The following is a 26,962-nucleotide window of genomic DNA, read 5'->3' as shown; positions in this document are numbered from 1 at the left end:
GCTGAGATGAGCGGAAAACGACACCGCTGCGGCGGCCGCCTGTCCGATTTACCCCGCCGGCGCCGGCAGCCTTTGCAATACGCGCACTTCGGAATCGTAGATGATCCAGGCTTGCACCACGAACCCGGCCAGCGCCAGCACCAGACAGGCCGCTTCGCCCCAACGGGCGCCGACCAGGCCGCCGAGTGCGGCGCCGATCGGCCGGGCGCCGGTATTGACGGTCAGGAAAATGGCTGACACCCGCCCCAGCATGGCGCCAGGCGTGACAGTCTGGCGCAACGTGGTCGAGGTGATCACCCAGATGATCGGACCGACGCCGAACAGGAAGAAGGACAAGGCTGCCAGCACGCCGCTAGGCACGGCCAGCGTCGCCACCATGGTGAGCGCCGCCAGCACCGAGACAGCCGGGCCGAGCTGGATCGCACGGCCGAACGGCAGCTTTGCTACGATCCGCGGCGTCAGCAGGGCGCCCAGCATCATGCCGACGCCATAGGCGCCTAGAGTCAAGCCCACTTCGCCGGCGCTGAGGCCGAGCTTGCGCACTGCATAGGGCACATAAGCGGCCTGCAGCACGAACCAGGAAATGTTCCAGGCCACGGCAGTCAGCAGGATCGGCCGCAGCAAATTGTCGCGCCAGACCATGTGCGCGCCGTCGCGCAGTTCGAGCAATGGATGACGCGGCGCTGCAGCTGCGCGCTGCGGTTCGCGCAGTTGCAGCAACAGCACCACGGCAGAGCCGGACAGCATGGCCGCCAGCACGAACGCGGTCGGGGCGCCGGCCCATGAGGTCAGCGCGCCGCCCAGGGCGGGGCCGGCGGCAAAGGCGGCGCTGCGGGCCAGCTCCAGGCGACCGTTGGCTTTCGCCAAATGCTCGCGCTCCACCAGCGCCGGCACGATGGCCGGCGCGGCGACGCTGAAGCCGACGGTGCCGACTGCGCCGATGAAGCCGAGCACCGCTAACAAGGGTATCGACAGATGGTTGGACAGAAGCGCCGCCAGCACGCCCAGCAAGGCCAGCATGCGCAGCGCCTCGGCGATCACCATCAGGCGCTTGCGCGAAGTGCGGTCGGCCAGCAGGCCGAACGGTATCGACAGCAGCAGGAATGGCAGGGATTGCACGGCGGCCAGGGTGCCGATCTCGCCCGGGCCTGCGCCCAGCAGTAGCACCGCCATGATGGGCGTGGCCGCCAGGCTTAGTTGCTCGGCCGATTGCGCCGCCAGGTTGGACCAGGTAAGGGCGACCAGGGCGCGTGGAAGTTTTGAAGTCATGAATTTCTTACGGTTTTCTGAGGTAACGGAAGTGTAGTGCCGATGCCGGCAGCCGACACTCCGTTTCCTGGCGCGCAATTCGCATGCGCGCCGGTTGATGCCTGAACTAGTGGCGTTGCGGCGTCAGCACGGTGGGTAGGGCCTTGGCCAGCGTTTCCGGATAGTCCTGGCTGTAGTGCAAGCCGCGGCTTTCATGGCGCGACAAAGCACTTTCGACGATCAGCGACGCCACCTGCACCAGGTTGCGCAGTTCCAGCAAATCGCGGCTGATGCGGAAGTGGGCGTAGTACTCATCGATTTCTTCCTTGAGCAGGCGGATGCGATGCTGGGCCCGCTCCAGGCGCTTGTTGGTGCGCACGATGCCGACGTAATTCCACATGAAGCGGCGCAGTTCGTCCCAGTTGTGGGAGATCACGACTTCCTCGTCGGCGTCGGTGACGCGGCTTTCATCCCAGGCAGGCAGCGGCACGGCTGCCGGCTTCTCCTGCTGCTCGATGAACTTGGCGGTGGCGCGGCCGATCACCACGCATTCCAGCAGCGAATTGCTGGCCAGGCGGTTGGCGCCGTGCAGGCCGGTATAGGCGGTCTCGCCGACCGCATACAAGCCGGGCAGGTCGGTACGGCCGCTGAGGTCGGTGACGATGCCGCCGCAGGTGAAGTGCACCGCGGGCACCACCGGGATCGCCTGTTTGGTGATGTCGATGCCCAGCTCCAGGCAGCGCGCATAGATGGTGGGGAAATGTTCTTTCAGGAATTCCGGCGACTTGTGGGTTATGTCGAGGTCGACATGGTCGAGGCCGCGTTTTTTCATTTCGAAGTCGATCGCCCGCGCCACCACGTCGCGCGGCGCCAGTTCGGCCCGTGCATCGTGCGCTGGCATGAAACGCAGGCCGGCGTCGTCGCCTTCGGTATCCGGCAGTTTCAGCACGCCGCCTTCGCCGCGTATCGCTTCGGTGATCAGGAAGGACTTGGCGTAAGGATGGTACAGACAGGTCGGATGGAATTGGATGAATTCCATGTTGGCGACCCGGCAGCCGGCGCGCCAGGCCATGGCGATGCCGTCGCCGGTGGCGCTGTCGGGATTGGTGGTGTACAGGTAGACCTTGCCGGCGCCGCCGGTGGCCAGCACCGTGTGGCTGGCGGCCAGCGTCAGCACCTTGCCGGTCTTGACATTCTTGGCGTACAGGCCGAGGCAGCGCGGCGCATTCTTGCCGTCTGCGCCGGTGGCCACTTTCTTGGAAGTGATCAGGTCGATCGCGTAATGATCTTCCAGCAGCGTGATGTTGGGATGCGCGCGTACTTTCTGTTCCAGTGTCACCTGCACCGCATGGCCGGTGGCGTCGGCGGCGTGGATGATGCGGCGCTGGCTGTGGCCGCCTTCGCGCGTCAGGTGGAAACCCATTTCGGCGCTGGCGTCGGGCGTGAACGGCACCCCTTGTTCGATCAGCCATTCGATCGCGGCCTTGCCGTTTTCGACGATGAAGCGGGTCGCGCTTTCGTCGCACAGGCCGGCGCCGGCCACCAACGTGTCGTTGATGTGTTCTTCGTGGCTGTCGCCGGAATCGAGCACGGCGGCGATGCCGCCCTGGGCCCAGTTGCTGGCGCCGTCCAGCAGGGCGCGTTTGGAAATGACCGCGACCTTGCTGGTCTCGGCGAGGTGCAGGGCGACTGACAGGCCGGCTAGGCCGCTGCCGATAATGGCGACATCGAATTTCATGGCGAATTGTTGGTTATTGTTTTCATCGGGTATCGCCCCTTGCTGATGCTCGGGGCGATGTCTCTATCTATTACCTATCCTTTACTGCGGTGCTGCCTGATGCGGTTTTATCCGGCGATCACCGGCTTCACCTTGGCCGCCGCCTGTTTGGCGCGGATGCGAGCGGTCTCGACGTCGTCCGCGCAAGCGAGGGCGACGCCCATGCGGCGCCGTGCGAACGATTCCGGCTTGCCGAACAGGCGGATATCCACGCCCGGCACGCGCAGCGCATCGGCCACGCCTTCGAAGGCAATGCCCTTGGCGTCGTGCTGGCCGTAGATGACTGCCGATGCCGCCGGCGTACGCAAGGCGACATTGACCGGCAGGCCGAGGATGGCCTTGGCGTGCAGTTCGAATTCGCTTTGCTGCTGGCTGGCCATGGTGACCATGCCGGTGTCGTGCGGACGCGGGCTGACTTCGGAGAACCAGACCATGTCGTTCTTGACGAACAGTTCGACGCCGAACAGGCCGAGGCCGCCCAGGTTGTCGGTGACCTTCTTGGCGATATCGCGCGCCTTGAGCAGCGCTTCCGGATGCATCGGGTGCGGCTGCCAGGATTCGACATAGTCGCCCTGCACCTGGATATGGCCGATCGGCTCGCAGAAATGGGTGGCGACGCTGCCGTCCTGCTGCAATGCGCGAACCGTCAGCAAGGTGATTTCATAATCGAAATCGATGAAGCCCTCGACAATCACGCGGCCGGAATCGACCCGGCCGCCGGCGGCGGCATAGGTCCAGGCGGCTTCCACTTCAGCGGCGCTGTCGATCTTCGACTGGCCTTTGCCGGAAGACGACATCACCGGCTTGATCACGCATGGAAAGCCGATGGCCGAGCAGGCGGCCTTCAATTCATCCAGGTTGTTGGCGAAGCGGTAAGGCGAAGTCGCCAGCGCCAGCGTCTCGCCGGCCAGGCGGCGGATGCCTTCGCGGTTCATGGTCAGCCAGGCGGCGCGCGCGGTAGGAATCACCTTAACCTTGCCGGCGGCTTCCAGGGCGACCAGGGTTTCGGTGGCGATGGCTTCGATTTCCGGCACGATCAGGTCCGGCTGTTCTTGCGCGATCAGCGCTTCCAGCGCGGCGCCGTCGGCCATGTTGATGACGTGCGAGCGATGCGCAACCTGGTGGCCAGGCGCATTCGGGTAACGGTCGACGGCAATCACTTCAACGCCCAGGCGCTGCAGCGAGATGATGACTTCCTTGCCGAGTTCGCCGGAGCCCAGCAGCATGACTTTGGTGGCGGAAGGGGAAAGCGGGGTACCGATTCTGGTTGGTGTCTTCATATTGGAAAAGAGGAGCGCGGCGTTAAGCAGCGCGATAGTCATGGATAAGGTGAGTGGTGGCAGCGATGAGGCGTATGAGGGAGGTTTCTAATCTAAAAGCGGCGGGCTACAGGTTCAGTTCAAGGTTATCGGCTGCCAACGCCTGACAATACCAAAAATCGAGGCGCGTGGACAGTTGGCAAAATGAAAAAAGCCGCCAGAATCATCCGGCGGCTTCGTTTGCGCTGCTCAGGCATAGCCGTAAGGATATGCCATATTTTTCATTAGCGCTCGGCTTGGTAAATATCGTAGTCCTTGGTTTCCTTGATAAACAGCATGCCGATGACGAAGGTGGCAGCTGCAATCACGATCGGATACCACAAACCGTAGTAGATATCGCCCTTGAAGGCCACCAGCGCAAACGCCGTGGTTGGCAGCAAGCCGCCGAACCAGCCGTTGCCGATGTGGTAAGGCATCGACATAGAGGTGTAGCGGATGCGGGTCGGGAACATTTCAACCAGCATCGCGGCGATCGGGCCATACACCATGGTGACGTAGATCACCAGGATGAACAGCAGCAACAGCACCATCGGCTTGTTCATCTGTTCCGGATCGGCCTTGGTCGGATAGCCGGCTGCCTTGATGTCGCCCGACAGTTCGGCCGAGAAAGCCTTGTCCTTGGCAGCGGCGTCTTCTTTCGACAGGCCCTTGGCATCGTACGAAGTCAGGATCTTGTCGCCGATCTTGATAGTAGCTACCGAACCTGCTTCGCCGACGACGTTTTCATAGTTGACCGAAGCCGCTGACAACTTGGCTTTGGCGATGTCGCAGGACGATGTGAATTTCTTGGTGCCGGTCGGGTTGAACTGGAACTGGCAGGCGGCTGGATCGGCGGTGACAATCACCGGCGCGCTTTTCAACGCTGCTTCCAGCGCAGGATTCGCATAGTGAGTCAGGCCGGAGAAGATAGGGAAATAGGTCAGCGCGGCAATCAGGCAACCCGCCATGATGATCGGCTTGCGGCCGATCTTGTCGGACAGCGTGCCGAAGATCACGAAGAACGGCGTACCCAGCAACAGCGCCAGTGCGATCAGGATGTTCGCGGTCGACATGTCGACCTTGAGCGACTGGGTCAGGAAGAACAGGGCATAGAACTGGCCTGTGTACCAGACCACAGCCTGGCCGGCGGTCAGGCCGATCAGCGCCAGGATCACCAGCTTCAGGTTTTTCCATTGGCCGAAGGCTTCTGTCAGTGGCGCCTTGGAAGTCTTGCCTTCTGCTTTCATGCGGGCAAACGCCGGCGATTCATTCATCGACAGGCGGATCCAGACCGAAACCGCCAGCAGGATGACGGAGACCAGGAAGGGAATACGCCAGCCCCAGGCTGAAAACGCTTCTTCGCCAACGGCGCTGCGTACGCCCAGGATCACCAGCAGCGACAGGAACAGGCCCAAGGTCGCGGTGGTTTGAATCCAGGAGGTGAACGCGCCGCGTTTGTCGTTCGGCGCATGTTCGGCGACATAGGTGGCGGCGCCACCGTATTCGCCGCCCAGAGCCAGACCCTGCAAAATCCGCAGGGTGATCAGGATGATAGGCGCGGCGATGCCGATCGAGGCGTAATTAGGCAGGAGGCCGACGATGAACGTCGAGGCGCCCATGATCAGGATGGTCACCAGGAAGGTGAACTTGCGGCCGATCATGTCGCCCAGGCGGCCGAATACCAGCGCGCCAAACGGCCGCACGATGAAGCCTGCGGCAAATGCCAGCAGGGCAAAAATGAAGCCGGTATTAGGATCGGTGCCGGAAAAGAATTGTTTGGCGATAATTGCCGCCAGCGAGCCGTACAGGTAGAAATCGTACCATTCGAACACAGTGCCCAGGGACGACGCAAAAATAACCTTGCGCTCCTCTGAGGTCAGGCCGCGGTTGGCGGGTTTAATCCCGCCTGCGGTAGGTTGTAGTGTAGCCATGCTGGTCTCCTAGGATATTTATATTTGGTACAGCTAATCCGGAGTGTGCGGCCCGAACCTTACGCGGGACTTGCTTGAAACTTACAGAAACTTACACGGAAGAAATGTCTAACTATTATTAGTTGCCTCCTGTCAACTTTGACAGCTGTGCCGATTTTCCGGCGAAGTTACAATAACTCCGTCTTCTACACTCTCCCCGAGTTTGGATTCGGCCCGTGACCGCAAGGTATCGCGGGCCTTTTTTTGTCTCTGCTTCAGGGGCCGGGAGCGATAGTGATCATGCCGCCGTCATGCCGCTGTCATCTTGGCTGCGTAAAATGCGAGGTGTTGACTTAGTGCTCACTCATAAAGCCGAATTTAGCTGAACCCAGCCGGATGCGTGTTTTTCGAAGGGTGTCTTGCCATCAGCAGGTTAGCCGGTAGCCTCGATCACCGGCACCAGATATTCCGTTGCCTAATGAACCCGCTGCCGCAAGGTGTGCGGGTTTTTGCGTTATCGCGGCTGTGTCCGGGGGCGAATTCACCCGGGCGCTATAATGTCTGACCATCCGCGCGACGGCGGCGCAACCCCAGACCTTGATCGAAAAACCATGCCATTTCCCGCAGACCTTGTGACCGATGCCGGTTTACCGCTACTGCCCGACTCAGTCAGTCAGGCCGGGCTGCGCTATGCCGTCGATGGCGGCCAGCTGGCCGGCCTGAAAGCCGCCGGCATCGTGCTGCCGGCTTCGCTGGCCAACGCCGTGCTGAAGCGCCAGGTCGAGTTTGCCGCCGGCCGCTTGTGTGCGCTGCGGGCCTTGCAAAAACAAGGTTATACCGGAGCCGAGACGCTGGCAATCGGCGAGCATCGGGCGCCGCTTTGGCCGCAGGGCTATATCGGTTCGGTCAGCCATGGCGACGGCCTGGCCGTGGCAGTGGCGGCCGCGAGCGAGGAATGGCACGCCCTGGGCATCGATATCGAAACCATGCTCAGCCGCGAGGCGGCGCAACCGCTGGTCGAGCACTTGATGACAGCAGCCGAACTGGCCATCGGCAGCGCCGCCGGCTTGGCGCTGGAGCGCTGGCTGAGCCTGGTGTTCTCGGCAAAGGAAAGCCTGTTCAAGGCACTGTATCCGTTTGTCGGTCGTTACTTCGACTTCCTCGACGTCGAGGTGTGTGAGCTGGATGAGGCGCATGGCAGCCTCATGCTGAGACTGCTGAGCAGCTTGTCGCCGCAGTGCGTCAAAGGCAGCCAGTATTGTATCCGCTACCGTTATTCAAGCAATAACATCGCCACCCTTTGCCTATTCTGACAGCCTGATCGATAGCTGCGAGCGACTGGATATTTGCGGTGCGGCATCTATACTGGAAATCTTCTGGAGGTTTTTATGAAGGCAGCCAAGATCATCGAAATGTGGGGTAGGGCGAGTTGCCAGGTGCCGCTGACCAGCGACGACGACATCGTACAGATGTTCGCCAATGAAATCGCCAAATTGTCCTATAAGCTGACAGAGGAAGAGCTGTACCGGCTGATAGCGGTTGGCGCGCTGGTCTACCAGCGGGGATTCCGCGAGTTTGACGGCAATGTCATGGCGGATCTGTTGATCCGGACCCTGCGCGAGGGTGGACGAGCGTAGAGCGGTTCCAATCCAGTCTTGCTGGTCCAATGAAAAAGCCTGCGTCCTCACGGTTCGCAGGCTTTCATGATGTCGGCCAAAGCGGGTGTCTAAAGCTGCTTAGACGGGGGGGCGCCTAGACCCGTACAATTTTTTCACCGGTCTGATCAATCACAAATTTTCCTTCCGCATACGGAGTCAGCGCCCGTCCGTCAGCCAGCTTGTAGATTTCACGTCCCGGCAGGGAGGCGACGGTGCCGTTTGCAGTCGCTCTTTCAATCGAGTCTTTATAGCACTCGACATGATAGGCGTTCCCTGTTTCTTTGCCTTTGGCGTCGAATTTTTCTGTTAAATCCATAAATGTCTCCTTGTGCGCGAGGTTGGAATACCTGCGGTAACGATACCAGATTTTATTTCACGGTTGTAGTAATCAATGCATTCATCCTGCGTCGCGCCTCCCCCGCTTTGCTGCTATCCATTGCCGCTGGTCGTTGCGGCGCGTACCATGAGGGTCGCAGCATGGCAAATTCTACAGAGGAAGCAGTAATGAACGACGGTTTGACAAGAGATGAATACGACGCCCTGGGACAGATAGGCAAGGGGGCGCACGGCAGGGTGAGCGCTTGCGTGGCAAGGAATACCAAGCGCCTGGCTGGACTGAAATACATCGCGTATGAAAAAAACGGCGGCCTGTCATTGACCGAGAAAGGGCAGCAGACCCTGTTCATCAGGAATTGCATAGACGGCCTGCGCGCCGTAGCGAACGATCCCGGCGCCAAGCTGGCGGCCGACGTCGCCATGTTCCTCGGCAAAAAGGGCCACATCAGCGCCAGGCCGGCTGGCGACGGTTTCGACATCACCGATAAAGGGCGCGAATCGCTGGCGGATATTGACTCTGCGGCCAGCTAGGCGCCGTTCGCGAGGCGCAAGGCCGGCTTGTTTTCCGTAAAAAACAAGCCCGGCAAGTTATGCCAGGAGTATCAAGCTTGTGCGTTCGGTAAAAATCTATATGAATCAAAGACTTGATTGAAATCATTGATGGTTATCCACAGGACTATCCACAATTTCTGTGGGTAACTTTTGCTGTGGATAATCTTTGTCTGATCTTGCTAGGAGTCTGACTTTGCATACCAAGCCCCTGTTGAAAATCGGCCTGCTAGGCTACGGCTTTGCCGGCGCCACCTTCCATGCACCGCTGATCGGCCACTCCGGCCGCACCGAAGTTAGCGCCATTGCCAGCAGCCAGCCGGACATTGCCCGGCAAGCTTGGCCGCAGGCGCGTATCGTCGCCGATCTGGATGCCTTGCTGGCGGATCCGGCCATCGACTGTATCGCCATTGCGACGCCGAACGACACCCATTTCGATTTCGCCCGTCGCACGCTGGCTGCCGGCAAGCACGTGGTGGTCGACAAGCCGGTCACGCTGACGGCAGAACAGGCGCGCATCCTGGCGCGCGCCGCGCGCGACAGCAAACTGCTGCTGGCGCCGTTCCACAACCGGCGCTGGGACGGCGATTTCCGCACGGTGCAGGCGCTGTTGGCCAGCGGCCGGCTTGGCCACATCACTCATTTTGAATCGCATTTCGACCGCTTCCGGCCCGCCGTGCGGCAGCGCTGGCGCGAAAATGCGCTCAGCGGCGGCGGCTTGCTGTACGACCTCGGCCCGCATCTGGTCGACCAGGCGCTGCTGCTGTTCGGTGCGCCGCACAGCGTGAACGCCACCGTGGCGGCCTATCGCGAACATGCCGAGGCGGACGATTATGTGCACCTGCAGCTGGGCTATCCCGACAAGCAGGTAGTGTTGCATGCCAGCGCCTTGAGCGCGCTGGAAGCGCCGCGCTTCGTGCTGCATGGCCGCCGCGGCAGCTACCTGAAAACCGGCCTGGACAGCCAGGAAGACCAGCTCAAGGCTGGCCTGAGGCCGGGCCAGCCGGGCTGGGCCAGCAATCCGCCCGGCCTGATCCGGGAAGTGGACGGCGTGCTCGACGTACGCGGCGAACTGGCCACCCTGGATGGCGCGTATGTCGAGTTTTATCGCGCAGTGGCGGCATCGATACAGGATGGCGCACCGTTTCCAGTGGCGCCGGACGCTGCCGTCAGCGTCGCCGAAATCCTTGAACTGGCGCGCCAGAGTGCTGAAGAAGGGCGCCGGCTGCCTTATGCTGCAGAGCAATGGTAACGCTATCATTTATGTGAATAACTGTTATGCGTTAAATAAATTGGCGGCTTGCAGGTCGGCTCTATATAGTTGCACCTGTCTCCTCCAACACCTCCTAAGGTTTGGATTCAAGCCCGCACCGCAAGGTCCGCGGGCTTTTTTTTGTCTGGGGAGTTTGTGGCAAGTTCGCAGTATTCGGCGAATGTACCTTGCTTTCTTGGCAAAAGCTGTGTAGCATCCAGAAATCGCCTGTCGCATTTAGCTGTAAAAATACAGATAAATACGATACGGGCCAATACAAGAGTAGATTCGTTACACGTCGGAACCACTTTCCAGATAGGTCTGGGTTTCGGGAATCTTCTCCTGTATTGATGAATGCAAAAAACCTGCTTGCCTTGTGGCCGCAGGTTTTTTTTACGTCTGATACCGTATTTTTACTATATTGCAGTGCGCAATATTTCACCTTATAGTTGTTTCGTCTCCTCCAACTCCCCTATGGATTGGATTCAGCCCGCGCCGCAAGGTACAGCGGGCTTTTTTTTGCCTGCTGCAAAAGGAGAGAGTGGTGGTTGCTGCTTACTGATGGGGTTTGGCGGTCCGGCTTCGCTGCAGGCGGGCATTGGAGCGGGCGTTGCGGTTATAGCTGGAGAGGAAGCCGCGCGTCTTGAGTTCTTTGTGCAGCAGGAAAACGGCGAGCAGGGCGGCGAAACTGGCTGAGGCAAGGATGATTAACATTTTTTGTCGGCTTTCTGAGTGATACAGGAGCAGAGCAAAATTCGCGCCAGATAGGCTTATTCTTCACCCCGGCCGTTCATCGCGCCATCAGCGTATCCAGCAGCCAGCTGCCGGCCGGCCCCAATCCGCGGCGGCGCGACCAGACTGCATCCACCTGTATGCTTTTCGGCCAGCCGCGCACCTGCAGTTCCAGCAGGCTGTTGGCGGCAAAGCGCTTGGCCAGCCAGTACGGCAGTTCGGCCCAGCCAAAGCCCAGTTCTGTCATTTCCAGCAGCAGCAGATAGCTGGAGGCAGTCCAGGAGCGGCCTCGGCGGCGCTGCACCGCGTCGGCGCTGTCTTCGCCATAGGTGCTGAGACGCAGCTCGCGCGCGTTGTGCAGCATTTCGGTAGTAATGTGGCGCGCCTTGGCGAGTGGGTGCTGCTTGCCGACATACAGGCCGATGGCCGAGCGGTCGGGCACCGATTCGAAGCCGATGTCGGGCGGGTAATCCGCCTGCGCCGCCACCAGCCCGAGATGGGCGCGCCCTTCTTGCACCAGCGCTACCACGTCGTTGCGCTCCGCAATCAGGCATTCCAGCTCCAGTTCGGGATAGCGCTGTTCAAAACTGGTGAGGATTTCTTCAAAGCGGTCCGACTGGTAAGTATCGGACAGCACCAGGGTCAGCTGCGGTTCGAGGCCGTCGGCCAGCCGATGGGCAGAGCGTTCCAGGCGGTCGCTGGCCTCGATCACCTGCTGGGCGTACACCAGCATCGCCTGGCCCTGGGGCGTCAGGCTGGGACGGCGGGTGGCGCGGTCGAACAGGGTCAGGCCGAGGTCGATTTCCAGGTTGGCGATGGCCTCGCTGACGGTAGATTGCTGCTTGCCCAATTTGCGCGCCGCCGCGGAAAACGAGCCCAGCGTCGCCGCTTCGACAAACATGAACAGGGTTTCCAGCGAATGGCGCATGGCGTAATGGCTCCAATGTATCGGTTTAACCGATGGTAACTAGTTTTATAGTATCAGCTTAATCGAAGAAAATCCTTGCATCAGACATTTCTGAAGCAACGGAGGCAATATGAATACCAATAAAACCTGGGGTGAGCGCATCACTCACGCGCTGATTTTCGAAGCGTTGGCAGTCGGCCTGACCGCGCCGGTCTTGTCGTGGGTAATGAAAATGCCGATGGCGCACGCGGGCGCGCTGACGCTGATGATCTCGCTGGTGGCGATGAGCTGGAACATGATTTTCAACGCCATGTTCGACCGCGTCGAACGGCATTGGCGCATAGTCCGCACCATGGCGGTCCGGGCGGTGCATGCTGTCACGTTCGAACTGGGCCTGGTGGCGATCGTGGTGCCGCTGGTGGCGTGGTGGCTGGACATGAGCTTGCTCGATGCACTGATCCTCGACATCGGCTTACTGATGTTCTTCCTACCCTATACTTTCCTGTTCAATCTGGGCTACGACAAGCTGCGCGAAGCGCTGTTGAAGCGGCGCGCTCTGCTTAACAATTGAAGCGGAATGTGAACCGCCGTTGCAGGCCGTGATTGCCTGCGATGGCTTGAGGAATTCCGGGCAGCGTCCGGATTATTGAAAATAGCCGGTGCTGACCACCAGCGGTTTTCCTTCCAGGCCGGCGCTAATCAGGCGGCGGGCGACGCCTTCGATCTTGCTCTGGAAAGCCCGATAGGTATCGAGCAGGTCGAGCTTGGGATCTTTCGAATGCGACAGGTCGGAAAGGGTGGTTGCCGGCACCAGGCATTGATATTGTTTGAACTCGACTGTTACCGAAAACAGGATCCCGGCTTTAGTGAGAAGAGGTGCAGCAAGTACGTTGTCCATCATGTTCTCCACGATAATACGGTTGCGCAGAGTCAGACGGGATCGATAGGGCAGGCTATCTGGCTGCCTCTCAATGATGTACGCAAACTGTCCCGGTGGCAAGGACTATGCAAGCGCTGGTTTTGAGTTTTGTTATGCACTTCCCGAATATCAGGTATGTGAACTATAAAGCATACAAACATGGGTCGTATTGCTATAGTCACACCTGTCTCCTCCAACACCTCCTAGGTTTGGATTCAGCCCGCAAGCCTTAGCGCTGCGGGCTTTTTTTTGGTTCTTCACGGATTACCGGGATAGGCGGCTTTAATCTTCAGGAAGAAGAAGGCGCTATCCCGGTATCCGTATGCCATGCGCTTCATCACTTTGATGCGATTGTTAATTCCTTCGAGCTGCCCTGTGTGCATCGGCCAGCGTACCCTGGCTATGATTCCACGCCAGTAGATTTTGAGCTTTTTGGCAAATTTCTGTAGTGGCTCGATGCTACTGTCATGGGCCATCTTTAGCCAGGCGCGCCAGGCGTTGCGCCAATGCCAAGCGCTAGTGGCCTGCCATAGTTCCTTCAGACTGGCCTTCATAATGTAGACCGTCATCAATGCTTTGTTTGCAGCTAGCAGTTCGTCCAATTTCGGCTGCTGCTCGGACGGCACGTTGCTGCGATTGCGCAACAACAGCCATCGGGCGCGCTTGACGACACGCCTCATAGGGAGATCGCCTTTAAGGCGATTGGCCTCGTCCACGCGCACCCTGTCGATCACCTCCCGACCGTATTTGGCAATCACATGAAACAGGTCGTAGACCACTCTGGCTTGCGGGCAATGCAGCTGGACTTCGAGGTCGAAAGCCGTATTCATGTCCATGGCCACTGCCTTTATATCGGCGCAACGCGCCGGCCCTAGCCATTCACAGAACACGCGAATTGCCTCTCTGCTACGACCCTCGCCAACCCAGAGAACGCGGCGCGTGTCGGCATCGAGGACAACCGTGGCATAGCGATGTCCTTTGAACAGCGCGAATTCATCCATCACTAGCCTGGTTGGCTGGGCGTCAGGCAGCTCAGCCAATTTACCCTCCAGGCGTTGTCGGTCGATCTTGCGCACCGTTTCCCAGTGCAGCCCGGACAGCTTGCAGACGTGAGCCGCAGGTAGCTTCTCGCACCATAGACCAACGAATTGGGCCAGACGCTGAGTAATGCGTGCGTGCCGATCCAGCCACTTCACACGCTCGGTGCGTGTGCCACAGGAATCGCAGCGCAGCCGCCGAAGATTCACCTGCAGCCACACAGAATCGCCGAGCATCGGCATGTCACGTATGAGGTCTCGTGAACTTGGGAACAAGATTGCTCACAGCCGGAGCAAATCATTGGCGCGCCGTCAGTGGGCACAAGGCTGATCCAAGTGTCGTCGTCGCGTCGGTCAAAATTCCAGACGCGAAAGCCTTCCCAGAATGGGAGGTCAAGATTATTATCCGTCATTGAAAGCGGTGGGGTTGGGTAGAAACTGTTGGTCGCACAACAAGTTTAAACTTACTTCACCGCTTTCCCATTTCTAGATTACTTCCCGATAATCCGTGAAGAACCTTTTTTTTGTCCGCGGCGCGCATATGAAAAACCCGCCACGCCAGACTGGCGAGGCGGGTTGCGGTAAGTCCGCCAGCGTCTCAAACGGCGCCGGCTAAACCAGCGGAATCAATGCGCCATGCAATAGCCATCCAGCTCCAGCAGCAACTGCTGTTTGGCCGCAGCCGGCAGGAAAGTCGCTTCAAAGGCATTCCGCGCCAGCATCACCAGTTCGGTGCGGCTCAGGCGCAGCGACGCCGCCACCGCCAGGAAATTGGCATTCATGTAGCCGCCGAAATAGGCCGGATCGTCAGAGTTGACGGTGACCGCCAGGCCGGCGTGCAGCAGGCGCGCCAGGTTGTGCTTGCGCATGTCGTCGACCACGCACAGCTTGAGGTTGGAGAGCGGGCATACCGTCAGCGGAATGCGCTGTTCCGCCAGGCGTTTCATCAGGGCCGGATCTTCTTCGCTGCGGACGCCGTGATCGATGCGCTCGACATGCAGCATATCCAGCGCATCCGAAACGTATTGCGGCGGACCTTCTTCGCCGGCATGGGCGACCAGGTGGAAGCCGAGTTCGCGGCAGCGCGCGAACACTCGCGCAAATTTTTCCGGCGGATTGCCGCGCTCGGCTGAATCCAGGCCGATGCCTATCCACAGGTCGCGGTACTCGGCGCGCAGCGGCAGCGCTGCTTCCAATGTGGCGAAGGCGTCTTCTTCCGACAGATGGCGCAGGAAGGACATGATGATGGCGCTGCTGAAGCCGTGCTGGTCGCGCGCCTCGCGCAAGGCGCGAGCGATGCCGGCGAACACCACCTCGATGGCGATGCCGCGCTCGGTATGGGTTTGCGGGTCGAAGAAAATTTCAGAATGGCGGACATTGTCGGCGCGCGAGCGGACGATGTAGGCCATGGTCATGTCATAAAAATCCTGCTCGGTCTGCAGCACGGCGGCGCCGGCGTAGTAGAGGTCGAGGAAGGATTGCAGGTCGGTGAAAGCGTAGGCTGCGCGCAGTTCCTCGACCGACGCGTAGGGTAGAGTGACGTTGTTGCGTTGTGCCAGTGCAAACAGTAATTCTGGTTCCAGCGTGCCTTCGATATGCAGGTGCAATTCCGCTTTCGGCAAGCCTTCGATGAAGGAAACAAGGTCTGCTGCAAGCGGCGGGGTGGTGCTTATTGAATTCATGTGTGCTTCCATTATTAACGGTGCCTAATCCGCAATTTTACAGAATTGCGCAAGCGTTCCCCCGTTTTTGCCAACAAGCTGCCATTTTCAGGCAGCCTGCCGTCAGTTGGCAGCCCCCAGAAACTGCTGCAGCTCGGCCGTTTTCGGATGTGCAAAAATCTCTTCCGGCGGCCCGATTTCATGCACTTTTCCCTGATGCATGAACACCACACGGTCGCAGACTTCGCGGGCGAAGCGCATTTCATGGGTCACCATCAGCAAGGTCATGCCTTCTTCCGCCAGGCTGCGCACCACGGTCAGCACTTCGTTCACCAGTTCAGGGTCCAGCGCCGAGGTAATCTCGTCGCATAGCAGCGCCTGCGGCTGCATCGTCAGCGCACGCGCAATCGCTACCCGCTGCTGCTGGCCGCCGGACAGCTGGTCCGGGTAGGCGTCGAATTTTTCCGCCAGGCCGACCCGCGCCAGGTTGTCTTGCGCCGACTTGCGAGCCGCCGCTTCGCTAGTGCCTTTGACGATCATCGGCGACAGCATCACATTGCGGCCGACTGTCAGGTGAGGAAACAGGTTGAACTGCTGGAAGATCATGCCGACCTTGAGGCGCAGCGCGCGCAGTTCCAGCTCGCTCTTGCCCAGGTGGGCGCCGCCGACGCTGATATTGCCCTCGTCTATGCTTTCCAGGCCGTTGATACAGCGCAGCAGGGTGCTCTTGCCGGAGCCGCTCTTGCCGATGATGGCGATCACTTCGCCGGCTTCCACGTCCAGCCGGATGCCCTTCAGCACCTGGTTGTCGCCGAAGCTCTTCTTTACATTGTCAATCGCGATGAGTGCCATTGAATTTCCTTTCCAGAGACTGACTGTATTTGGACAGCGGCCAGCACAACGCGAAGTACATCAGCGCGACCACGGCATACACCGTGAACGGCTGGAAGGTGGCGTTGGTGATCATGGTGCCGGCTTTCGACAGCTCGACGAAGCCGATGATCGAGGTGACCGCGGTGCCTTTGACGATTTGCACGCTGAAACCGACGGTAGGCGGAATCGCGATGCGCAAGGCTTGCGGCAGGATCACATGGCGCATCTGCTGCAGATAGGTCATCGCCAGCGACGACGATGCTTCCCACTGGCCGCGCGGAATCGCTTCCACGCAGCCGCGCCAGATTTCCGCCAGGTAGGCGCTGCTCCAGCAGGTCAGCGCCAGGCCCGCCGCCAGCCAGGCCGGAACGTCGAGGCCGAACAGCGCCAGGCCGAAAAAGGCCAGGAACAATTGCATCAGCAACGGCGTGCCCTGGAACAGTTCGATGTACATCTTGGTGACGCGCCGCAGCCAGGTCTGCTTGGAGGTGCGCAGGAACAGCACGATCAGGCCGAGCAGGCCGCCGAGGGCAAACGAGGCCAGCGACAGCAGCACGGTCCAGCGCAAGGCCAGCAGCAGGTTGCGCACGATATCCCACAGTGAGAACGAAATCATGCAGCCCCCTTTGGCGTCCGCCGTCCGAACAACAGGTTGCCGAGCAGGTGCAATAACTGGCGTAGGCCGATGGCCAGCAACAGGTAGATGGCGGTGGACAACAGATAGGATTCAAACGAACGGAAATTGCGGCCCTGGATGAAATTGGCCGCGTAAGCGAGTTCTTCCACCGCGATCTGCGAGCAGACCGCCGAACCCAGCATCACGATCACCACCTGGCTCGACAGAGCCGGCCAGATCTTTTGCAAGGCCGGCGGCAGGATCACGTGGCGGAAGATCTGCATGCGGGTCATCGCCAGGCTGAGGCCGGCTTCGATCTGCCCGCGCGCCACGGCGGCGATGCCGGCGCGGATGATTTCGCAGCTGTAGGCGCCCAGGTTGATCACCATGGCCAGCAAGGCCGCTTCCATCTCGGAGATTTGCAAACCGACTCCGGGCAGCCCGAAAAAGATGAAAAACAGCTGGATCAGGAACGGCGTGTTGCGGATCAGCTCGACATAGGCGCTGACCAGCGGCCGCAGCCAGCGCGGTCCCTGGGTCTTGGCCCAGGCCGCACAGATGCCGACCGTGATGCCGAGCACACCGCCGATGGCGATCAGCTCGATCGTGACCAGCACGCCCTTGATGAGCACGGCGGGATAGTCGAACGCGGCCAGGAAATCAAAATGGTAGCTCATGAGACTGGTTCCGCAGCTGGCAATTACAGGTTGGCCGGCAGCGGCAGTCCCAGCCACTTGACGCTGATCGCGTTCAGTTCGCCGTCCTTCTTGGTTTCCGCCAGGATGGCGTTGACCTTGTCGAGCAGCTTCTTCTCATCTTTGTTGAGGCCGATCGAGCATGGCGAATTCTTGATCAGGAATTTTGTTTCGGGCTTCTTCGGCGGATTCTTGGCGATGATCGCCGCCGCCACCACGTTGCCGGTTGCTACCAATTGAACCTGGCCCGAGAGGAAGGCGCTGATGGTGCCGTTATTGTCTTCATAACGCTTGATAGTGGCGCTGGCTGGAGCGATCTTGCTCAGTTCCAGGTCTTCCACCGCGCCGCGGGTCACGCCCACGGTCTTGCCGGCCAGGTCGGCCGCGCTGGCGACTTTCTGATCGGCGCCGCCGAACACGCCGTTATAGAAAGGAGCATAGGCTTCGCTGAAATCGATGACTTTTTCGCGCTCCGGGTTCTTGCCAAGGCTGGAAATGATCAGGTCTACCTTCTTGGTTTGCAGGTAAGGCACGCGGTTGGCGCTGGTGACCGGCACCAGTTCGACCTTGACGCCCAGTTTCTTGGCGATCAGGGTGGCGACGTCGATATCCAGGCCTTGTGGCTTGAGATCGCTGGTGACCGAGCCGAACGGCGGGAAGTCCTGCGGCACCGCGACCTTCAGCACACCGCTCTTGACGATCTGGTCAAGCGCATCGGCCCGGGCGGTGCTGCTGAACAGGGCGGTAACGGCGACCATGGCAAACAGAATCTTGGGAAATTTCATGTTAAAACTCCTTCAGCTGGGGTGGTATTGCGAATGACTGCTTGTCGAAATTTTCATTGAGCGGCGCCAGCGCCTGCTGCAGCGGCGACAGCGGGCCACGGCCACTATGCAGCGACTCTTCCAGGCCCGCTTCAACGTTGCATAAATGGCTGTGCATCAATTGTTCCGCCTGCTCCAGGTCGCCGTTTTCCAGGGCGGCGACGATGCCGACGTGTTCGGCGCAGGATTGCCTGGCGTGATGCGATGACTGGTATTGCATGGCGGTCAGCGTGGTGCGCGTGGTCAGGTCGCGCAGCGTGTCGGCCAGCAATGGATTACCGAACGATTCGCACAGGCAGACGTGGAAATCGCCCAGCAGGAAGCTGCGGCCGGCGACGTCGTCGCCTTCCAGCGCCGCCTGTTCGCGCTCGACATGCAGGCGCAGGGCACGGATCGCTTCCGAGCTGATCGGCCGCGCATGGCGCAGCAGGCCCAGTTCCAGCACCCGCCGTGCTTCAAAAGCGGCGCGCGCATCTTCCGGCGTCGGTTCGATCACATACCAGCCGCGGCGCGCGCTGACCGTAACGATCCCGCGCGTCACCAGCCGCGTCAGCGCTTCGCGGATCTGGGTGCGGCTGACGCCAAACAATTCCGCCAGCTGCTGCTCGCCCAGACGGGTGCCGGGCGCAAGTTTGCGCGCCAGCATCGCTTCGGTGATCCGTTCGGCGATCTGGGTGGAGGATTTGGCGGTGGCGGTCATGCCGGACTACCAGCAAGTCGTATGCCAGGTGATATTTGAGACTGATGCACCAATCTGATATACAAGATTGATGTATCAGCTCACCAAATTGGTAAGCGCTGTCGATAATTGTCACTAAAACAGGGAGTAGCTGCGCTTTTTTGGCACCTGCCGGGGATTGCCGGCATTGATATAAAATCAGAAACATTCATCAATACTGAACCAGGATCAAGAACATGACTCAGATAGTGAACGCCGATTTCGCCAATGCGCGCCATGCCACTGCAATTGTGGAGCTGTTGAACGGTTATGCAATGGACGCCATGGGCGGCGGCCAGCAACTCACCAATTTCGTCAAAAGCAACCTGGTCGCCACCCTCGGCAAAAGAAACGATGTCCATGTGGTGCTGGCCTTTGCCGGCGACGAGCCGGCGGGAGTGGCGATCTGCATTGAGGGATTCTCGACTTTTGCCTGTCAGCCGCTGCTGAATATCCACGATCTGGCGGTTGCGGAGAAATTTCGCGGCCGCGGGATTTCGAAGCAGCTGATCGCGCAGGTTGAGCAGGTAGCGCTCGGACTGGGCTGCTGCAAGATCACCCTGGAGGTATTGGAAGGCAACCAGCGTGCCCAGGCGCTCTATAAGTCGACCGGGTTTGCCGCTTATGAACTGGATCCGGCCATGGGCAAGGCAATGCTGCTGCAGAAAAAACTCTAGTCCGACGCCGGCCGTGAGTAGCGGGGATGCCGGATTCGATCAAATAATGGAGTCCCTGGATGAATCTGAGCATTTTTCCCGAGTTGCAATACCTGGAAGCCGGCCTTTATGTGCTTGGCGCTGCCTTGTTAGCGGCGCTGCTGGCCGGCGTGCTGCATCGTGTGGGTATCATGCTGCTGCGGCGGATGGGCCGGAACCGTCCCTACCTCACGAATGCCAGTTTTATCGCTTATCGCGCCAGCCAGGCGTGCCTGATCCTGTTCGCGGTCCGCCTGGTGCTGACCGGGGCGCCGGACGAGACTCCGTGGCTGCTGCCGCTGTCCTATCTGACCTCGGTAGCGCTGATCGCCGCCTTGACCTGGCTGGCGATGCGCTGCATCCGGGCGTTAAGCGCCACCGTGGTCCAGCTCAACCCCGTCAGTGCCGCCGATAACCTGAAAGCCCGCCGTATCGTGACCCAGACCAGGGTGCTGACGCGTAGCGCCTACTTCATTACCGGCCTGCTCGGCTTGAGCTTCGTTTTACTGACCTTGCCCGGCGCCCGTCAGTTCGGCGCCAGCTTGCTGGCCTCCGCCGGGATAGCGGGCCTGGTCGCCGGCATCGCGGCGCGGCCGGTGCTGGGGAATTTCATTGCCGGCATGCAGATTGCGTTTTCGCAGCCGATCTGCATCGACGATGTCTTGATCGTCAAAGGCGAGTGGGGGCGGGTCGAAGAAATCACCGGCAGCTTCGTGGTGGTGCGGATCTGGGATGAAAGGCGCCTGATCGTGCCTTTGCAATGGTTTATAGAAAACCCGTTTGAAAACTGGACGCATAAATCCTCGACCATCCTCGGCACGGTTTTCCTGTGGCTGGATTTCGCTGTCCCGGTGCCCGCCGTGCGCGCCGAATTCGAGCGCATATGCAAACAATCGCTATTGTGGGATGGCCGAGTTTGCGTGCTGCACGTGACCGACGCCAGCGAGCGCGCCATGCAGTTACGCTTGCTGGTCAGCGCGAAGGATTCTGGCGCGGCCTTCGACTTGCGCTGCGCCATTCGTGAAGAGATGATCGCTTTCATCGCCCGGCGCTATCCGGAGAGCCTGCCGCGCTTGCGCGCGGCGCTCGACGCCGAGCCGGTCAAAGCGACCGATCCCGACGTTGAGCCGCCCGCCGCTTCCAGCTAACCGTGGTCAGCCGGTATTGCGCAAGCCCGCAGCAATCCCGTTGATGCTCAAGTGGATGCCGCGCTTGACCCGCTCTTCTGTCGTGCGGCCAGCAGCGGTCACGCTGCGGTGGCGCTTGATCAGCTCGACCTGCAAGTGATTCAGCGGATCGAGATAGGCGAAGCGGTTCTTGATCGAACGCGCCAGCAGCGGATTGCCGGACAGGCGGTCCTTGGCGCCGGTGATGGCCGACAGGATGCTGCTGGTGCGCTCATGTTCATCGACGATGCGCTTGAAGATGCTGTTGCGCAGCTTGCGGTCGGTGACCAGCCCGGCGTAGCGCGAGGCCACCGCCAGGTCGGTTTTCGACAACACCATATCCATGTTCGACAGCAGGGTGGCGAAGAACGGCCATTCCTTGTACATCACGCGCAGGGTCGCCAGTTTCTGGCTTTTCAGCTTGGCGTCTTTGCCGCTGTCGTTATCTTCGTCCAGCCAGCTTTCGATGGCGCTGCCGAAGCCGTACCAGCCCGGCAGCAGCAAGCGGCACTGGCCCCAGGAAAAGCCCCATGGAATCGCCCGCAGGTCTTCGATGCGGCGCGTCGATTTACGCGAAGCAGGGCGCGAACCGATATTCAGTTCGGCGATTTCGGCGATCGGCGTGGCGGCGAAGAAGTAGTCGGTGAAGCCCGGGGTTTCATACACCAGGTTGCGGTACGACTGGTAGGCGCGTTCCGACAAGCCATCCATCAGTTCTTCAAACTCGCCCAGCTTTTTCATCTGCTTGCTGTCGGCGGTGTTCGGCATCAGGCTGGCTTCCAGCGTCGCCGCCACCAGCAGCTCCAGGTTGCGGCGGCCGATTTCCGGATTGGAGAATTTGGAAGCGATGATTTCGCCTTGTTCGGTCAGGCGGATCTGGCCGTTGACGGTGCCTGGCGGCTGCGCCAGGATCGCCTGGTAGCTTGGGCCGCCGCCGCGGCCGACGGTGCCGCCGCGGCCATGGAACAGGCGCAGCTTGACGCCGGCCTGGTCGAACACGCGCACCAGCTGGATCTCGGCCTTGTACAGTTCCCAGTTGGAGGTGAGGAAGCCGCCGTCCTTGTTGGAATCGGAATAGCCCAGCATCACTTCCTGCAGCTTGCCTTGCTTGGCGATCAGGCGCGCCACCGGTGGCAGCGCCATGAACTGTTCCATGATCGCAGCCGCGCGGCGCAGGTCGGGAATGGTTTCAAACAGCGGGATCACCATCACTTCCAGCGTGCCGCTATCCTTGCCATCCTTGCTCGCCTTGTCCTTGCCTTCAGGACGCAGCAAGCCGGTTTCCTGCTGCAGCAGTAACACTTCCAGCAGGTCCGACACGGTTTCGGTATGCGAGATGATGTAGTTGCGGATCGAGCGCGCGCCGTAGCGCTTGCGCATCTCGCCTGCCGCGCGCAGGATCGATAACTCCGAAACGGTCTCGTCGGAGTAATCGATATACGGCGAGTACAGCAGGCGCGGCTTGGCCAGTTCGGCCAACAGCAGGTCGATCTTCTGTTCTTCGCTCAGCTTGTCGTAGGCGCCTTCCACCTGCGCCTGCGCGAACAGCTCGGTCAGCACCCGTTCATGCACATCGGAACTCTGGCGCATGTCGAGCGAGGCCAGGTGGAAGCCGAAAATCTCGGAGGCGCGCTTGAGCGTCGCCAGCCGCGGCTTGATCAGGGCGCTGCCATGGTGGGCGCGCAGCGAGTCTTCGACGATCTGCAATTCGCGGGTGAATTCCTGCGGCGCCATATAGTGGGCCGCGGCGCCGACTTCCTGGCGCAAGATGTTGGTGGCGCCCAGTTCGCGCGCGGTCGAGGCCAGCCGCGCGTAAATCCCGATCAGAGCGCGGCGATAGGGTTCGTCGGCACGATGGTCCGAGGTGTCCGGCGAATTTTCCGCCAGCGCCAGCAATTCCTGGTTGACGCTAACCATCAAGGTCGAGACCGATAGTTCGGCGCCGAGGGCGTGCACTTCTTCCAGGTAGAAATCGAAAATGGTGGTCGATTGCCGCGTCAGCGCGCGCTGCATGGTGCCAGCGTTGACGTTCGGATTGCCGTCGCGGTCGCCGCCGATCCAGCTGCCCATCTGCACGAACGGCGCCAGTTCGGTGCTGCCCTGGCGGCCGCGGGTCGGGAACTGGGTGGCGATTTCGCCTTCGATGTCGTCGTACAGCGCCGGCAGTTCGCGCAGGAAGGTGATGCGGTAATAGGACAGGGCGTTTTCGATTTCATCGGCCACGGTCAGCTTGGTGTAGCGCAGCATACGGGTCTGCCAGAGGGTGGCGATGCGGCCGCGCAGCAGTTCAGTATTATCGCGCAGTTCCTTGGCGGTCAGCGGACGGTCGCGCTCGGCAAGCAGGCGGGCGATTTCGCGTTCGGCGTCGAGGATGCTCTTGCGCTGCACTTCGGTCGGATGGGCGGTCAGCACCGGTGAAATCAGCGCATCCTTGAGGAAGTTGCGCACGGTGGCGCCGGAAACGCCGGCGTCATCCAGTTTGCTCAAGGCATGGGCGACGCTGCCGGCTTGCGCGGCCGAGCCGGCCAGCAGGTGGGCGCGGCGGCGGCGGTTGTGATGCTGGTCTTCGGCGATATTCGCCAGGTGCGAAAAATAGGAAAATGCCCGCACCACCGAATTGGTCTGGTCGCGGGTGAGTTTTTTTAGCAGCTTGTCGAGATCGGCGCCGGCTTGCGGGTCCGACTCGCGGCGGAAACGCACGGCCGTCTGGCGGATGGTTTCTACTACTTCAAATACCGCATCGCCCTCTTGTTCGCGCAGCACGTCGCCCAGCAAGCGGCCCAGCAGACGGATATCTTCCTTGAGCGGCGCATCTTTGTTGGGAGGGGATTTTTTTACCTGGACAGCAGAATTCAATTGTTTTGCCATAATAACGAGTGCAATCAGCTTTTCTGGGGTGAGGGACGAAGGGCGTGTAACAGTTGCTAAGGGGTCAAACGCTTGCGATATAACTATTCCGATATAGGATGTACAACTGAGGCTACAGGGAGCGCATGTTAAAATCCGCAGTGGAAACAATGCATTTCGTTGGGCGTTTTTGATATGGCTTGTTAGCGGTCAGATAACTCTGTCCGGCGACGTCTGCTGCATCAAGATGCATGGCTAATACCTGAAAGAACCTGTGTCGAAAATATCCTCCCCCTCCAAGTTGATCATTGCATCGCGTGAAAGCCGTCTCGCCATGTGGCAAGCGGAACACGTGCGTGCGCGCTTATCTGCATTATATCCAGACTGTAATATAGAAATCCTCGGCATGACCACCCGCGGCGATCAAATTCTTGACCGCACCTTGTCCAAGGTGGGCGGCAAGGGCCTGTTTGTGAAGGAGCTGGAAGTGGCGATGGCGGAAGGCCGCGCCGACCTGGCGGTGCATTCGCTGAAAGACATGCCGATGGATCTGCCGCCCGGCTTTGCGCTGGCGGCCGTGCTGGAGCGGGAAGATCCGCGCGATGCTTTCGTTTCCAATGACTACGCCGGACTGGAACAGTTGCCGGCCGGCGCCGTGGTCGGCACCAGCAGCCTGCGCCGCCAGTCGCTGATCGCCGCGCGCTTTCCGCATTTGCAGATCAAGCCCTTGCGCGGCAACCTCGACACCCGGCTAGCCAAGCTCGATCGCGGCGAGTACGCCGCCATCATCCTGGCCGCCGCCGGCCTGAAACGGCTGGGTCTGGCGGACCGGATCAAGGCGCTGATCGAGCCGGAACAGAGCTTGCCGGCGCCGGGGCAGGGCGCGATGGCGATTGAAATTTGTGAGGACCGCGCCGATCTGCAGCACATCCTGGCGCCCTTGAACCATTTGCCGACCGCGCAGGCGGTGACAGCGGAGCGTACCTTGTCGCGTGCTTTCGGCGGCAGCTGCCAGATTCCGCTGGCAGCCTTCGCCACCATAGATGGCGGCCAGATGCGCTTGCGCGCCATGATCGGCACCCCGGACGGCAAACATGTGGTGACCGCCGACGCCAGCGGCGCGGCCGATGCAGCGCAGGCGCTGGGCGGAAAAATTGCCGAGGAGTTGGCGGCGCAGGGTGCGGCGGCAATTCTCGCGCTTTGCCGGGAGGCCTAGTGCGCCACATGCCATTCCCGCAAGCAGTGCGGCCAGCCATCTAGTATCTATGTCGCCTAGCCCATCTCCCATCATCATCACCAGGCCGGCGGCGCAAGCTACGGCGCTGGCGCAACAGATTGCGGCGCGCGGCCGCCAGCCTATTGTCTTCCCCTTGCTGGAAATCCTGCCTTTGCGCGACAGCGCGCCTTTGCAGGCGGTGCTGGCGCGGCTCGACGACTACGCCTTGGCGGTGTTCGTCAGTCCGAACGCGATCGACGCCGCCATGCGCCATGTGTCCAGCTGGCCGCGGCAGGTGGCGATCGGCATCGTCGGCGAGGGCAGCCGGGCAGCGCTGGCGCAGTACGGCCTGACTGCGCAAAACGCCACTATCTTCAGTCCGCCCGATCCGGCCCGCACGGATTCGGAAGGCTTGCTGCAGGCGCTCGACCTGGACGCCTTGCGCGGCGCCAAAGTGCTGCTGGTGCGCGGCGAAAGCGGCCGCGAATTTTTTGCCGATGCCTTGCTGGCGGCCGGCATCCAGGTGCAGGCGATTGCCGCCTATCGACGCCAGGCGCCGCAGCTGGACCAGGCGCTGGCAACCCGGCTGCAGCAATTGCTGGACAGCCGGAATGACTGGATAATCACCAGTTCGGAGGCGCTGCGGCATCTGCTGGAGCTGGTGCGGCAGGTCGAAAGCGGCAGCGGTGTTGCAAAAATCCAACAGCAGCATCTCCTTGTGCCACATGCCCGTATTGCCGAAACTGCACATGCGCTTGGATTTAGCGACGTTACTCTCACCGGCTCAGGCGACGAACGGCTGCTAGCCGCGTTACAATTCCCGCTATGAACGAATCGATACCCACTCCAGAATTGAACCAGTCCGCTGGTCCCGCCGCCAGTGCGGCGACATCGCCGTCCTCGGGAGCGCAGCCGGTGCTGCAGCCTTACCCGATCAACAGCGGCAAAGGCGGCGGCAGGCCGCTGGGCCTGGTGTACCTGGCTTTGCTGCTGCTGGCCGTGCTGCTGGCCGGCCAGTGGTGGGTGATGCATAGCGAAAATAACAAGCTGCGCCAGGAAATCGCGCGCCGCCTGCAAGCCGGCGACAGCACCAATACCGAAACCAAGGTGCTGGTGAAGTCGGTGCAGGACGGCGCCAAGGAGTTGCAAGGCAAGGTCAGCGTCTTGGAAAGCAAGCAGCTGGAGTCGCAAAGCCAGCAACTGGCGCTGGAGCAGCTGTACAAGGATCTGTCGAAGAATGGCGATGAGCAAGCCTTGTCGGAAGTGGAAGAAGTGCTGTCGACCGCCAGCCAGCAGCTGCAACTGGCCGGCAATGTCCAGGGCGCGCTGATCGCTTTGCAGAACGCCGACAAGAACCTGTCGCGCTCCGACAAGCCGCAATTCATCATCGTGCGGCGCGCCATCGCCAGCGATATCGAAAAACTCAAGGCTCTGCCGACGCTGGACGTGACCGGCATCGCCGTGCGCCTGGACAGCGTCATCGGCCAGATCGACAGCATGCCGCTGCTGTCGGATGAAAAGCCGGTGGCCGGCGTCAGCCAGCCGAGCAACCAGGCGCCGCTCAGCAGCAAGGCCAAGCCGGCCAAGGCTGCCGCCAACCCCAATATCGCCAAGTCGCAGGCCGCCACCGACGCTGCCGTGACCGACTGGAAAAACCGCGTGCACGACCTGTGGCAAAGCTGGAGCTCTGAAATGTGGACCGAAATCAGCCAGCTGATACGGGTGCGCACGGTGGCGACGCCGGATGCCTTGCTGTTGTCGCCGACCCAGGCCTACTACGCCCGCGAGAACCTGAAGCTGCGCTTGCTGAATGCGCGCCTGGGTCTGTTGTCGCGCAATGAATCGGCTTTCCGCAGCGACCTGATTGCGGCGCAGGAAACCATCACCAAGTATTTCGACACTCGCGCCAAACAGACGCAGACCGTGCAGACCATGCTGAAGCAGGTCCAGAACAGCAATCTTTCGATCACCATGCCGGCGCTGGACAGCCCCACGGCGATCCGTACTTACAAAGGCAAGCCATAGTCA

General features: G+C 60.6%; 25 protein-coding genes and 1 pseudogene. 11 read left to right on the top strand and 15 right to left on the bottom strand.

Annotation, left to right across the window (positions count from 1 at the left end):
• Window positions 1–48: 48 nt before the first annotated feature.
• From BCF11_RS01555 to BCF11_RS01540, 4 genes are all read right to left on the bottom strand, one after another.
• Entirely contained in the window at window positions 49–1,269 is a 1,221-nt protein-coding gene (locus BCF11_RS01555) for an MFS transporter (protein ID WP_199110709.1), read from the bottom strand.
• A 106-nt stretch (window positions 1,270–1,375) separates the two neighbouring features.
• Entirely contained in the window at window positions 1,376–2,986 is a 1,611-nt protein-coding gene (gene nadB / locus BCF11_RS01550) for an L-aspartate oxidase (RefSeq protein ID WP_098493189.1), read from the bottom strand.
• 107 nt (window positions 2,987–3,093) lie between these two features.
• A complete protein-coding gene (gene purT / locus BCF11_RS01545; protein ID WP_098497269.1) occupies window positions 3,094–4,305 on the bottom strand; it encodes a formate-dependent phosphoribosylglycinamide formyltransferase in 1,212 nt (403 codons plus the stop codon).
• A gap of 263 nt (window positions 4,306–4,568) precedes the next feature.
• Window positions 4,569–6,254, bottom strand: coding sequence for an MFS transporter (locus tag BCF11_RS01540; RefSeq protein ID WP_098493188.1), 1,686 nt, complete (start codon window positions 6,252–6,254; stop codon window positions 4,569–4,571).
• 590 nt (window positions 6,255–6,844) lie between these two features.
• Here BCF11_RS01540 and BCF11_RS01535 point away from each other — a divergent pair.
• Together BCF11_RS01535 and BCF11_RS01530 are read left to right on the top strand one after the other, a co-directional pair.
• A complete protein-coding gene (locus BCF11_RS01535; RefSeq protein WP_158229123.1) occupies window positions 6,845–7,546 on the top strand; it encodes a 4'-phosphopantetheinyl transferase in 702 nt (233 codons plus the stop codon).
• A gap of 75 nt (window positions 7,547–7,621) precedes the next feature.
• Window positions 7,622–7,870 carry a hypothetical protein gene (locus BCF11_RS01530; protein WP_098493186.1) on the top strand — a complete coding sequence of 83 codons (249 nt, stop codon included), beginning with the start codon at window positions 7,622–7,624 and terminating at the stop codon, window positions 7,868–7,870.
• A gap of 115 nt (window positions 7,871–7,985) precedes the next feature.
• Here BCF11_RS01530 and BCF11_RS01525 read toward each other — a convergent pair whose 3' ends face one another.
• The gene (locus BCF11_RS01525; protein ID WP_092398501.1) at window positions 7,986–8,207 is read right to left on the bottom strand and encodes a hypothetical protein; all 222 of its coding nucleotides are present in this window, start codon (window positions 8,205–8,207) and stop codon (window positions 7,986–7,988) included.
• A 188-nt stretch (window positions 8,208–8,395) separates the two neighbouring features.
• On the opposite strand from BCF11_RS01525, the gene BCF11_RS01520 reads away from it, so the two are divergent.
• The 3 genes from BCF11_RS01520 (at window position 8,396) to BCF11_RS27355 (ending at window position 10,724) form a co-directional block, all read left to right on the top strand.
• Complete coding sequence (locus BCF11_RS01520) at window positions 8,396–8,758, top strand: hypothetical protein (RefSeq protein WP_098493185.1); 363 nt, start codon at window positions 8,396–8,398, stop codon at window positions 8,756–8,758.
• A gap of 214 nt (window positions 8,759–8,972) precedes the next feature.
• The gene (locus BCF11_RS01515) at window positions 8,973–10,028 is read left to right on the top strand and encodes an oxidoreductase (RefSeq protein WP_199110706.1); all 1,056 of its coding nucleotides are present in this window, start codon (window positions 8,973–8,975) and stop codon (window positions 10,026–10,028) included.
• A 354-nt stretch (window positions 10,029–10,382) separates the two neighbouring features.
• Window positions 10,383–10,724, top strand: a complete 342-nt coding sequence (locus BCF11_RS27355) for a hypothetical protein (RefSeq protein WP_143751228.1) — start codon at window positions 10,383–10,385, stop codon at window positions 10,722–10,724.
• A 94-nt stretch (window positions 10,725–10,818) separates the two neighbouring features.
• Here BCF11_RS27355 and BCF11_RS01510 read toward each other — a convergent pair whose 3' ends face one another.
• Window positions 10,819–11,688 (bottom strand): LysR family transcriptional regulator, encoded by an 870-nt coding sequence (locus BCF11_RS01510; protein ID WP_098493184.1) that lies wholly within the window; start codon window positions 11,686–11,688, stop codon window positions 10,819–10,821.
• 109 nt (window positions 11,689–11,797) lie between these two features.
• Here BCF11_RS01510 and BCF11_RS01505 point away from each other — a divergent pair, with 109 nt between their 5' ends.
• The gene (locus BCF11_RS01505) at window positions 11,798–12,238 is read left to right on the top strand and encodes a multidrug/biocide efflux PACE transporter (protein ID WP_098493183.1); all 441 of its coding nucleotides are present in this window, start codon (window positions 11,798–11,800) and stop codon (window positions 12,236–12,238) included.
• A 72-nt stretch (window positions 12,239–12,310) separates the two neighbouring features.
• On the opposite strand, the gene BCF11_RS01500 is transcribed toward BCF11_RS01505, so the two are convergent.
• The 8 genes and pseudogenes from BCF11_RS01500 to BCF11_RS01465 all read right to left on the bottom strand — a co-directional run bounded on the left by BCF11_RS01500 (window position 12,311) and on the right by BCF11_RS01465 (window position 18,992).
• Window positions 12,311–12,568 carry a DUF1488 family protein gene (locus BCF11_RS01500; RefSeq protein ID WP_098493182.1) on the bottom strand — a complete coding sequence of 86 codons (258 nt, stop codon included), beginning with the start codon at window positions 12,566–12,568 and terminating at the stop codon, window positions 12,311–12,313.
• A gap of 275 nt (window positions 12,569–12,843) precedes the next feature.
• Window positions 12,844–14,036, bottom strand: a pseudogene (locus BCF11_RS01495) (ISL3 family transposase).
• Window positions 14,037–14,249: 213 nt separating this feature from the next.
• Window positions 14,250–15,305 carry an adenosine deaminase gene (locus BCF11_RS01490; protein WP_098493181.1) on the bottom strand — a complete coding sequence of 352 codons (1,056 nt, stop codon included), beginning with the start codon at window positions 15,303–15,305 and terminating at the stop codon, window positions 14,250–14,252.
• A 102-nt stretch (window positions 15,306–15,407) separates the two neighbouring features.
• The gene (locus tag BCF11_RS01485) at window positions 15,408–16,136 is read right to left on the bottom strand and encodes an amino acid ABC transporter ATP-binding protein (RefSeq protein WP_098493180.1); all 729 of its coding nucleotides are present in this window, start codon (window positions 16,134–16,136) and stop codon (window positions 15,408–15,410) included.
• On the bottom strand, window positions 16,117–16,773 hold the full coding sequence (locus tag BCF11_RS01480; protein WP_098493179.1) for an amino acid ABC transporter permease: 657 nt from the start codon (window positions 16,771–16,773) through the stop codon (window positions 16,117–16,119). The genes BCF11_RS01485 and BCF11_RS01480 overlap by 20 nt, the downstream gene beginning before the upstream one ends.
• Window positions 16,770–17,450 carry an amino acid ABC transporter permease gene (locus BCF11_RS01475; protein ID WP_098493178.1) on the bottom strand — a complete coding sequence of 227 codons (681 nt, stop codon included), beginning with the start codon at window positions 17,448–17,450 and terminating at the stop codon, window positions 16,770–16,772. Before BCF11_RS01475 ends, BCF11_RS01480 begins: the two co-directional genes overlap by 4 nt.
• A 23-nt stretch (window positions 17,451–17,473) precedes the next feature.
• The gene (locus BCF11_RS01470) at window positions 17,474–18,226 is read right to left on the bottom strand and encodes a transporter substrate-binding domain-containing protein (RefSeq protein ID WP_369827830.1); all 753 of its coding nucleotides are present in this window, start codon (window positions 18,224–18,226) and stop codon (window positions 17,474–17,476) included.
• Between the two features lie 28 nt (window positions 18,227–18,254).
• Window positions 18,255–18,992 (bottom strand): GntR family transcriptional regulator, encoded by a 738-nt coding sequence (locus BCF11_RS01465; protein WP_098493176.1) that lies wholly within the window; start codon window positions 18,990–18,992, stop codon window positions 18,255–18,257.
• 215 nt (window positions 18,993–19,207) lie between these two features.
• Between BCF11_RS01465 and BCF11_RS01460 the strand changes: the two genes are divergently transcribed.
• Both BCF11_RS01460 and BCF11_RS01455 read left to right on the top strand, forming a co-directional pair.
• Window positions 19,208–19,687 carry a GNAT family N-acetyltransferase gene (locus BCF11_RS01460; RefSeq protein ID WP_098493175.1) on the top strand — a complete coding sequence of 160 codons (480 nt, stop codon included), beginning with the start codon at window positions 19,208–19,210 and terminating at the stop codon, window positions 19,685–19,687.
• A 59-nt stretch (window positions 19,688–19,746) separates the two neighbouring features.
• Window positions 19,747–20,853, top strand: coding sequence for a mechanosensitive ion channel family protein (locus tag BCF11_RS01455; protein WP_098493174.1), 1,107 nt, complete (start codon window positions 19,747–19,749; stop codon window positions 20,851–20,853).
• 6 nt (window positions 20,854–20,859) lie between these two features.
• Here BCF11_RS01455 and ppc read toward each other — a convergent pair whose 3' ends face one another.
• Window positions 20,860–23,739, bottom strand: a complete 2,880-nt coding sequence (ppc, locus tag BCF11_RS01450; protein WP_098493173.1) for a phosphoenolpyruvate carboxylase — start codon at window positions 23,737–23,739, stop codon at window positions 20,860–20,862.
• Window positions 23,740–23,992: 253 nt separating this feature from the next.
• Between ppc and hemC the strand changes: the two genes are divergently transcribed.
• Genes hemC through BCF11_RS01435 form a run of 3 tightly spaced genes read left to right on the top strand, consistent with a single transcriptional unit; the run spans window position 23,993 to window position 26,959 of the window.
• The gene (gene hemC / locus BCF11_RS01445; protein ID WP_098493172.1) at window positions 23,993–24,934 is read left to right on the top strand and encodes a hydroxymethylbilane synthase; all 942 of its coding nucleotides are present in this window, start codon (window positions 23,993–23,995) and stop codon (window positions 24,932–24,934) included.
• Window positions 24,935–24,983: 49 nt separating this feature from the next.
• Window positions 24,984–25,763 carry a uroporphyrinogen-III synthase gene (locus tag BCF11_RS01440; RefSeq protein ID WP_098493171.1) on the top strand — a complete coding sequence of 260 codons (780 nt, stop codon included), beginning with the start codon at window positions 24,984–24,986 and terminating at the stop codon, window positions 25,761–25,763.
• Window positions 25,760–26,959, top strand: a complete 1,200-nt coding sequence (locus BCF11_RS01435; RefSeq protein ID WP_098493170.1) for a uroporphyrinogen-III C-methyltransferase — start codon at window positions 25,760–25,762, stop codon at window positions 26,957–26,959. Before BCF11_RS01440 ends, BCF11_RS01435 begins: the two co-directional genes overlap by 4 nt.
• Window positions 26,960–26,962: the final 3 nt, after the last annotated feature.

Origin of the sequence: Collimonas sp. PA-H2 (assembly GCF_002564105.1) — a bacterium.
Lineage (GTDB): Bacteria > Pseudomonadota > Gammaproteobacteria > Burkholderiales > Burkholderiaceae_D > Collimonas.
This window is presented reverse-complemented; position numbering and strand designations above follow the sequence as displayed.

Excerpts from the sequence above, each read along its gene's own strand:
- BCF11_RS01555 (WP_199110709.1), bottom strand. The coding sequence starts at position 1,269 with ATGACTTCAAAACTTCCACGCGCCCTGGTCGCCCTTACCTGGTCCAAC.
- nadB (WP_098493189.1), bottom strand. The coding sequence starts at position 2,986 with ATGAAATTCGATGTCGCCATTATCGGCAGCGGCCTAGCCGGCCTGTCA.
- purT (WP_098497269.1), bottom strand. The coding sequence starts at position 4,305 with ATGAAGACACCAACCAGAATCGGTACCCCGCTTTCCCCTTCCGCCACC.
- BCF11_RS01540 (WP_098493188.1), bottom strand. The coding sequence starts at position 6,254 with ATGGCTACACTACAACCTACCGCAGGCGGGATTAAACCCGCCAACCGC.
- BCF11_RS01535 (WP_158229123.1), top strand. The coding sequence starts at position 6,845 with ATGCCATTTCCCGCAGACCTTGTGACCGATGCCGGTTTACCGCTACTG.
- BCF11_RS01530 (WP_098493186.1), top strand. The coding sequence starts at position 7,622 with ATGAAGGCAGCCAAGATCATCGAAATGTGGGGTAGGGCGAGTTGCCAG.
- BCF11_RS01525 (WP_092398501.1), bottom strand. The coding sequence starts at position 8,207 with ATGGATTTAACAGAAAAATTCGACGCCAAAGGCAAAGAAACAGGGAAC.
- BCF11_RS01520 (WP_098493185.1), top strand. The coding sequence starts at position 8,396 with ATGAACGACGGTTTGACAAGAGATGAATACGACGCCCTGGGACAGATA.
- BCF11_RS27355 (WP_143751228.1), top strand. The coding sequence starts at position 10,383 with ATGCAAAAAACCTGCTTGCCTTGTGGCCGCAGGTTTTTTTTACGTCTG.
- BCF11_RS01510 (WP_098493184.1), bottom strand. The coding sequence starts at position 11,688 with ATGCGCCATTCGCTGGAAACCCTGTTCATGTTTGTCGAAGCGGCGACG.
- BCF11_RS01505 (WP_098493183.1), top strand. The coding sequence starts at position 11,798 with ATGAATACCAATAAAACCTGGGGTGAGCGCATCACTCACGCGCTGATT.
- BCF11_RS01500 (WP_098493182.1), bottom strand. The coding sequence starts at position 12,568 with ATGATGGACAACGTACTTGCTGCACCTCTTCTCACTAAAGCCGGGATC.
- BCF11_RS01490 (WP_098493181.1), bottom strand. The coding sequence starts at position 15,305 with ATGAATTCAATAAGCACCACCCCGCCGCTTGCAGCAGACCTTGTTTCC.
- BCF11_RS01485 (WP_098493180.1), bottom strand. The coding sequence starts at position 16,136 with ATGGCACTCATCGCGATTGACAATGTAAAGAAGAGCTTCGGCGACAAC.
- BCF11_RS01480 (WP_098493179.1), bottom strand. The coding sequence starts at position 16,773 with ATGATTTCGTTCTCACTGTGGGATATCGTGCGCAACCTGCTGCTGGCC.
- BCF11_RS01475 (WP_098493178.1), bottom strand. The coding sequence starts at position 17,450 with ATGAGCTACCATTTTGATTTCCTGGCCGCGTTCGACTATCCCGCCGTG.
- BCF11_RS01470 (WP_369827830.1), bottom strand. The coding sequence starts at position 18,226 with ATGGTCGCCGTTACCGCCCTGTTCAGCAGCACCGCCCGGGCCGATGCG.
- BCF11_RS01465 (WP_098493176.1), bottom strand. The coding sequence starts at position 18,992 with ATGACCGCCACCGCCAAATCCTCCACCCAGATCGCCGAACGGATCACC.
- BCF11_RS01460 (WP_098493175.1), top strand. The coding sequence starts at position 19,208 with ATGACTCAGATAGTGAACGCCGATTTCGCCAATGCGCGCCATGCCACT.
- BCF11_RS01455 (WP_098493174.1), top strand. The coding sequence starts at position 19,747 with ATGAATCTGAGCATTTTTCCCGAGTTGCAATACCTGGAAGCCGGCCTT.
- ppc (WP_098493173.1), bottom strand. The coding sequence starts at position 23,739 with ATGGCAAAACAATTGAATTCTGCTGTCCAGGTAAAAAAATCCCCTCCC.
- BCF11_RS01440 (WP_098493171.1), top strand. The coding sequence starts at position 24,984 with ATGTCGCCTAGCCCATCTCCCATCATCATCACCAGGCCGGCGGCGCAA.
- BCF11_RS01435 (WP_098493170.1), top strand. The coding sequence starts at position 25,760 with ATGAACGAATCGATACCCACTCCAGAATTGAACCAGTCCGCTGGTCCC.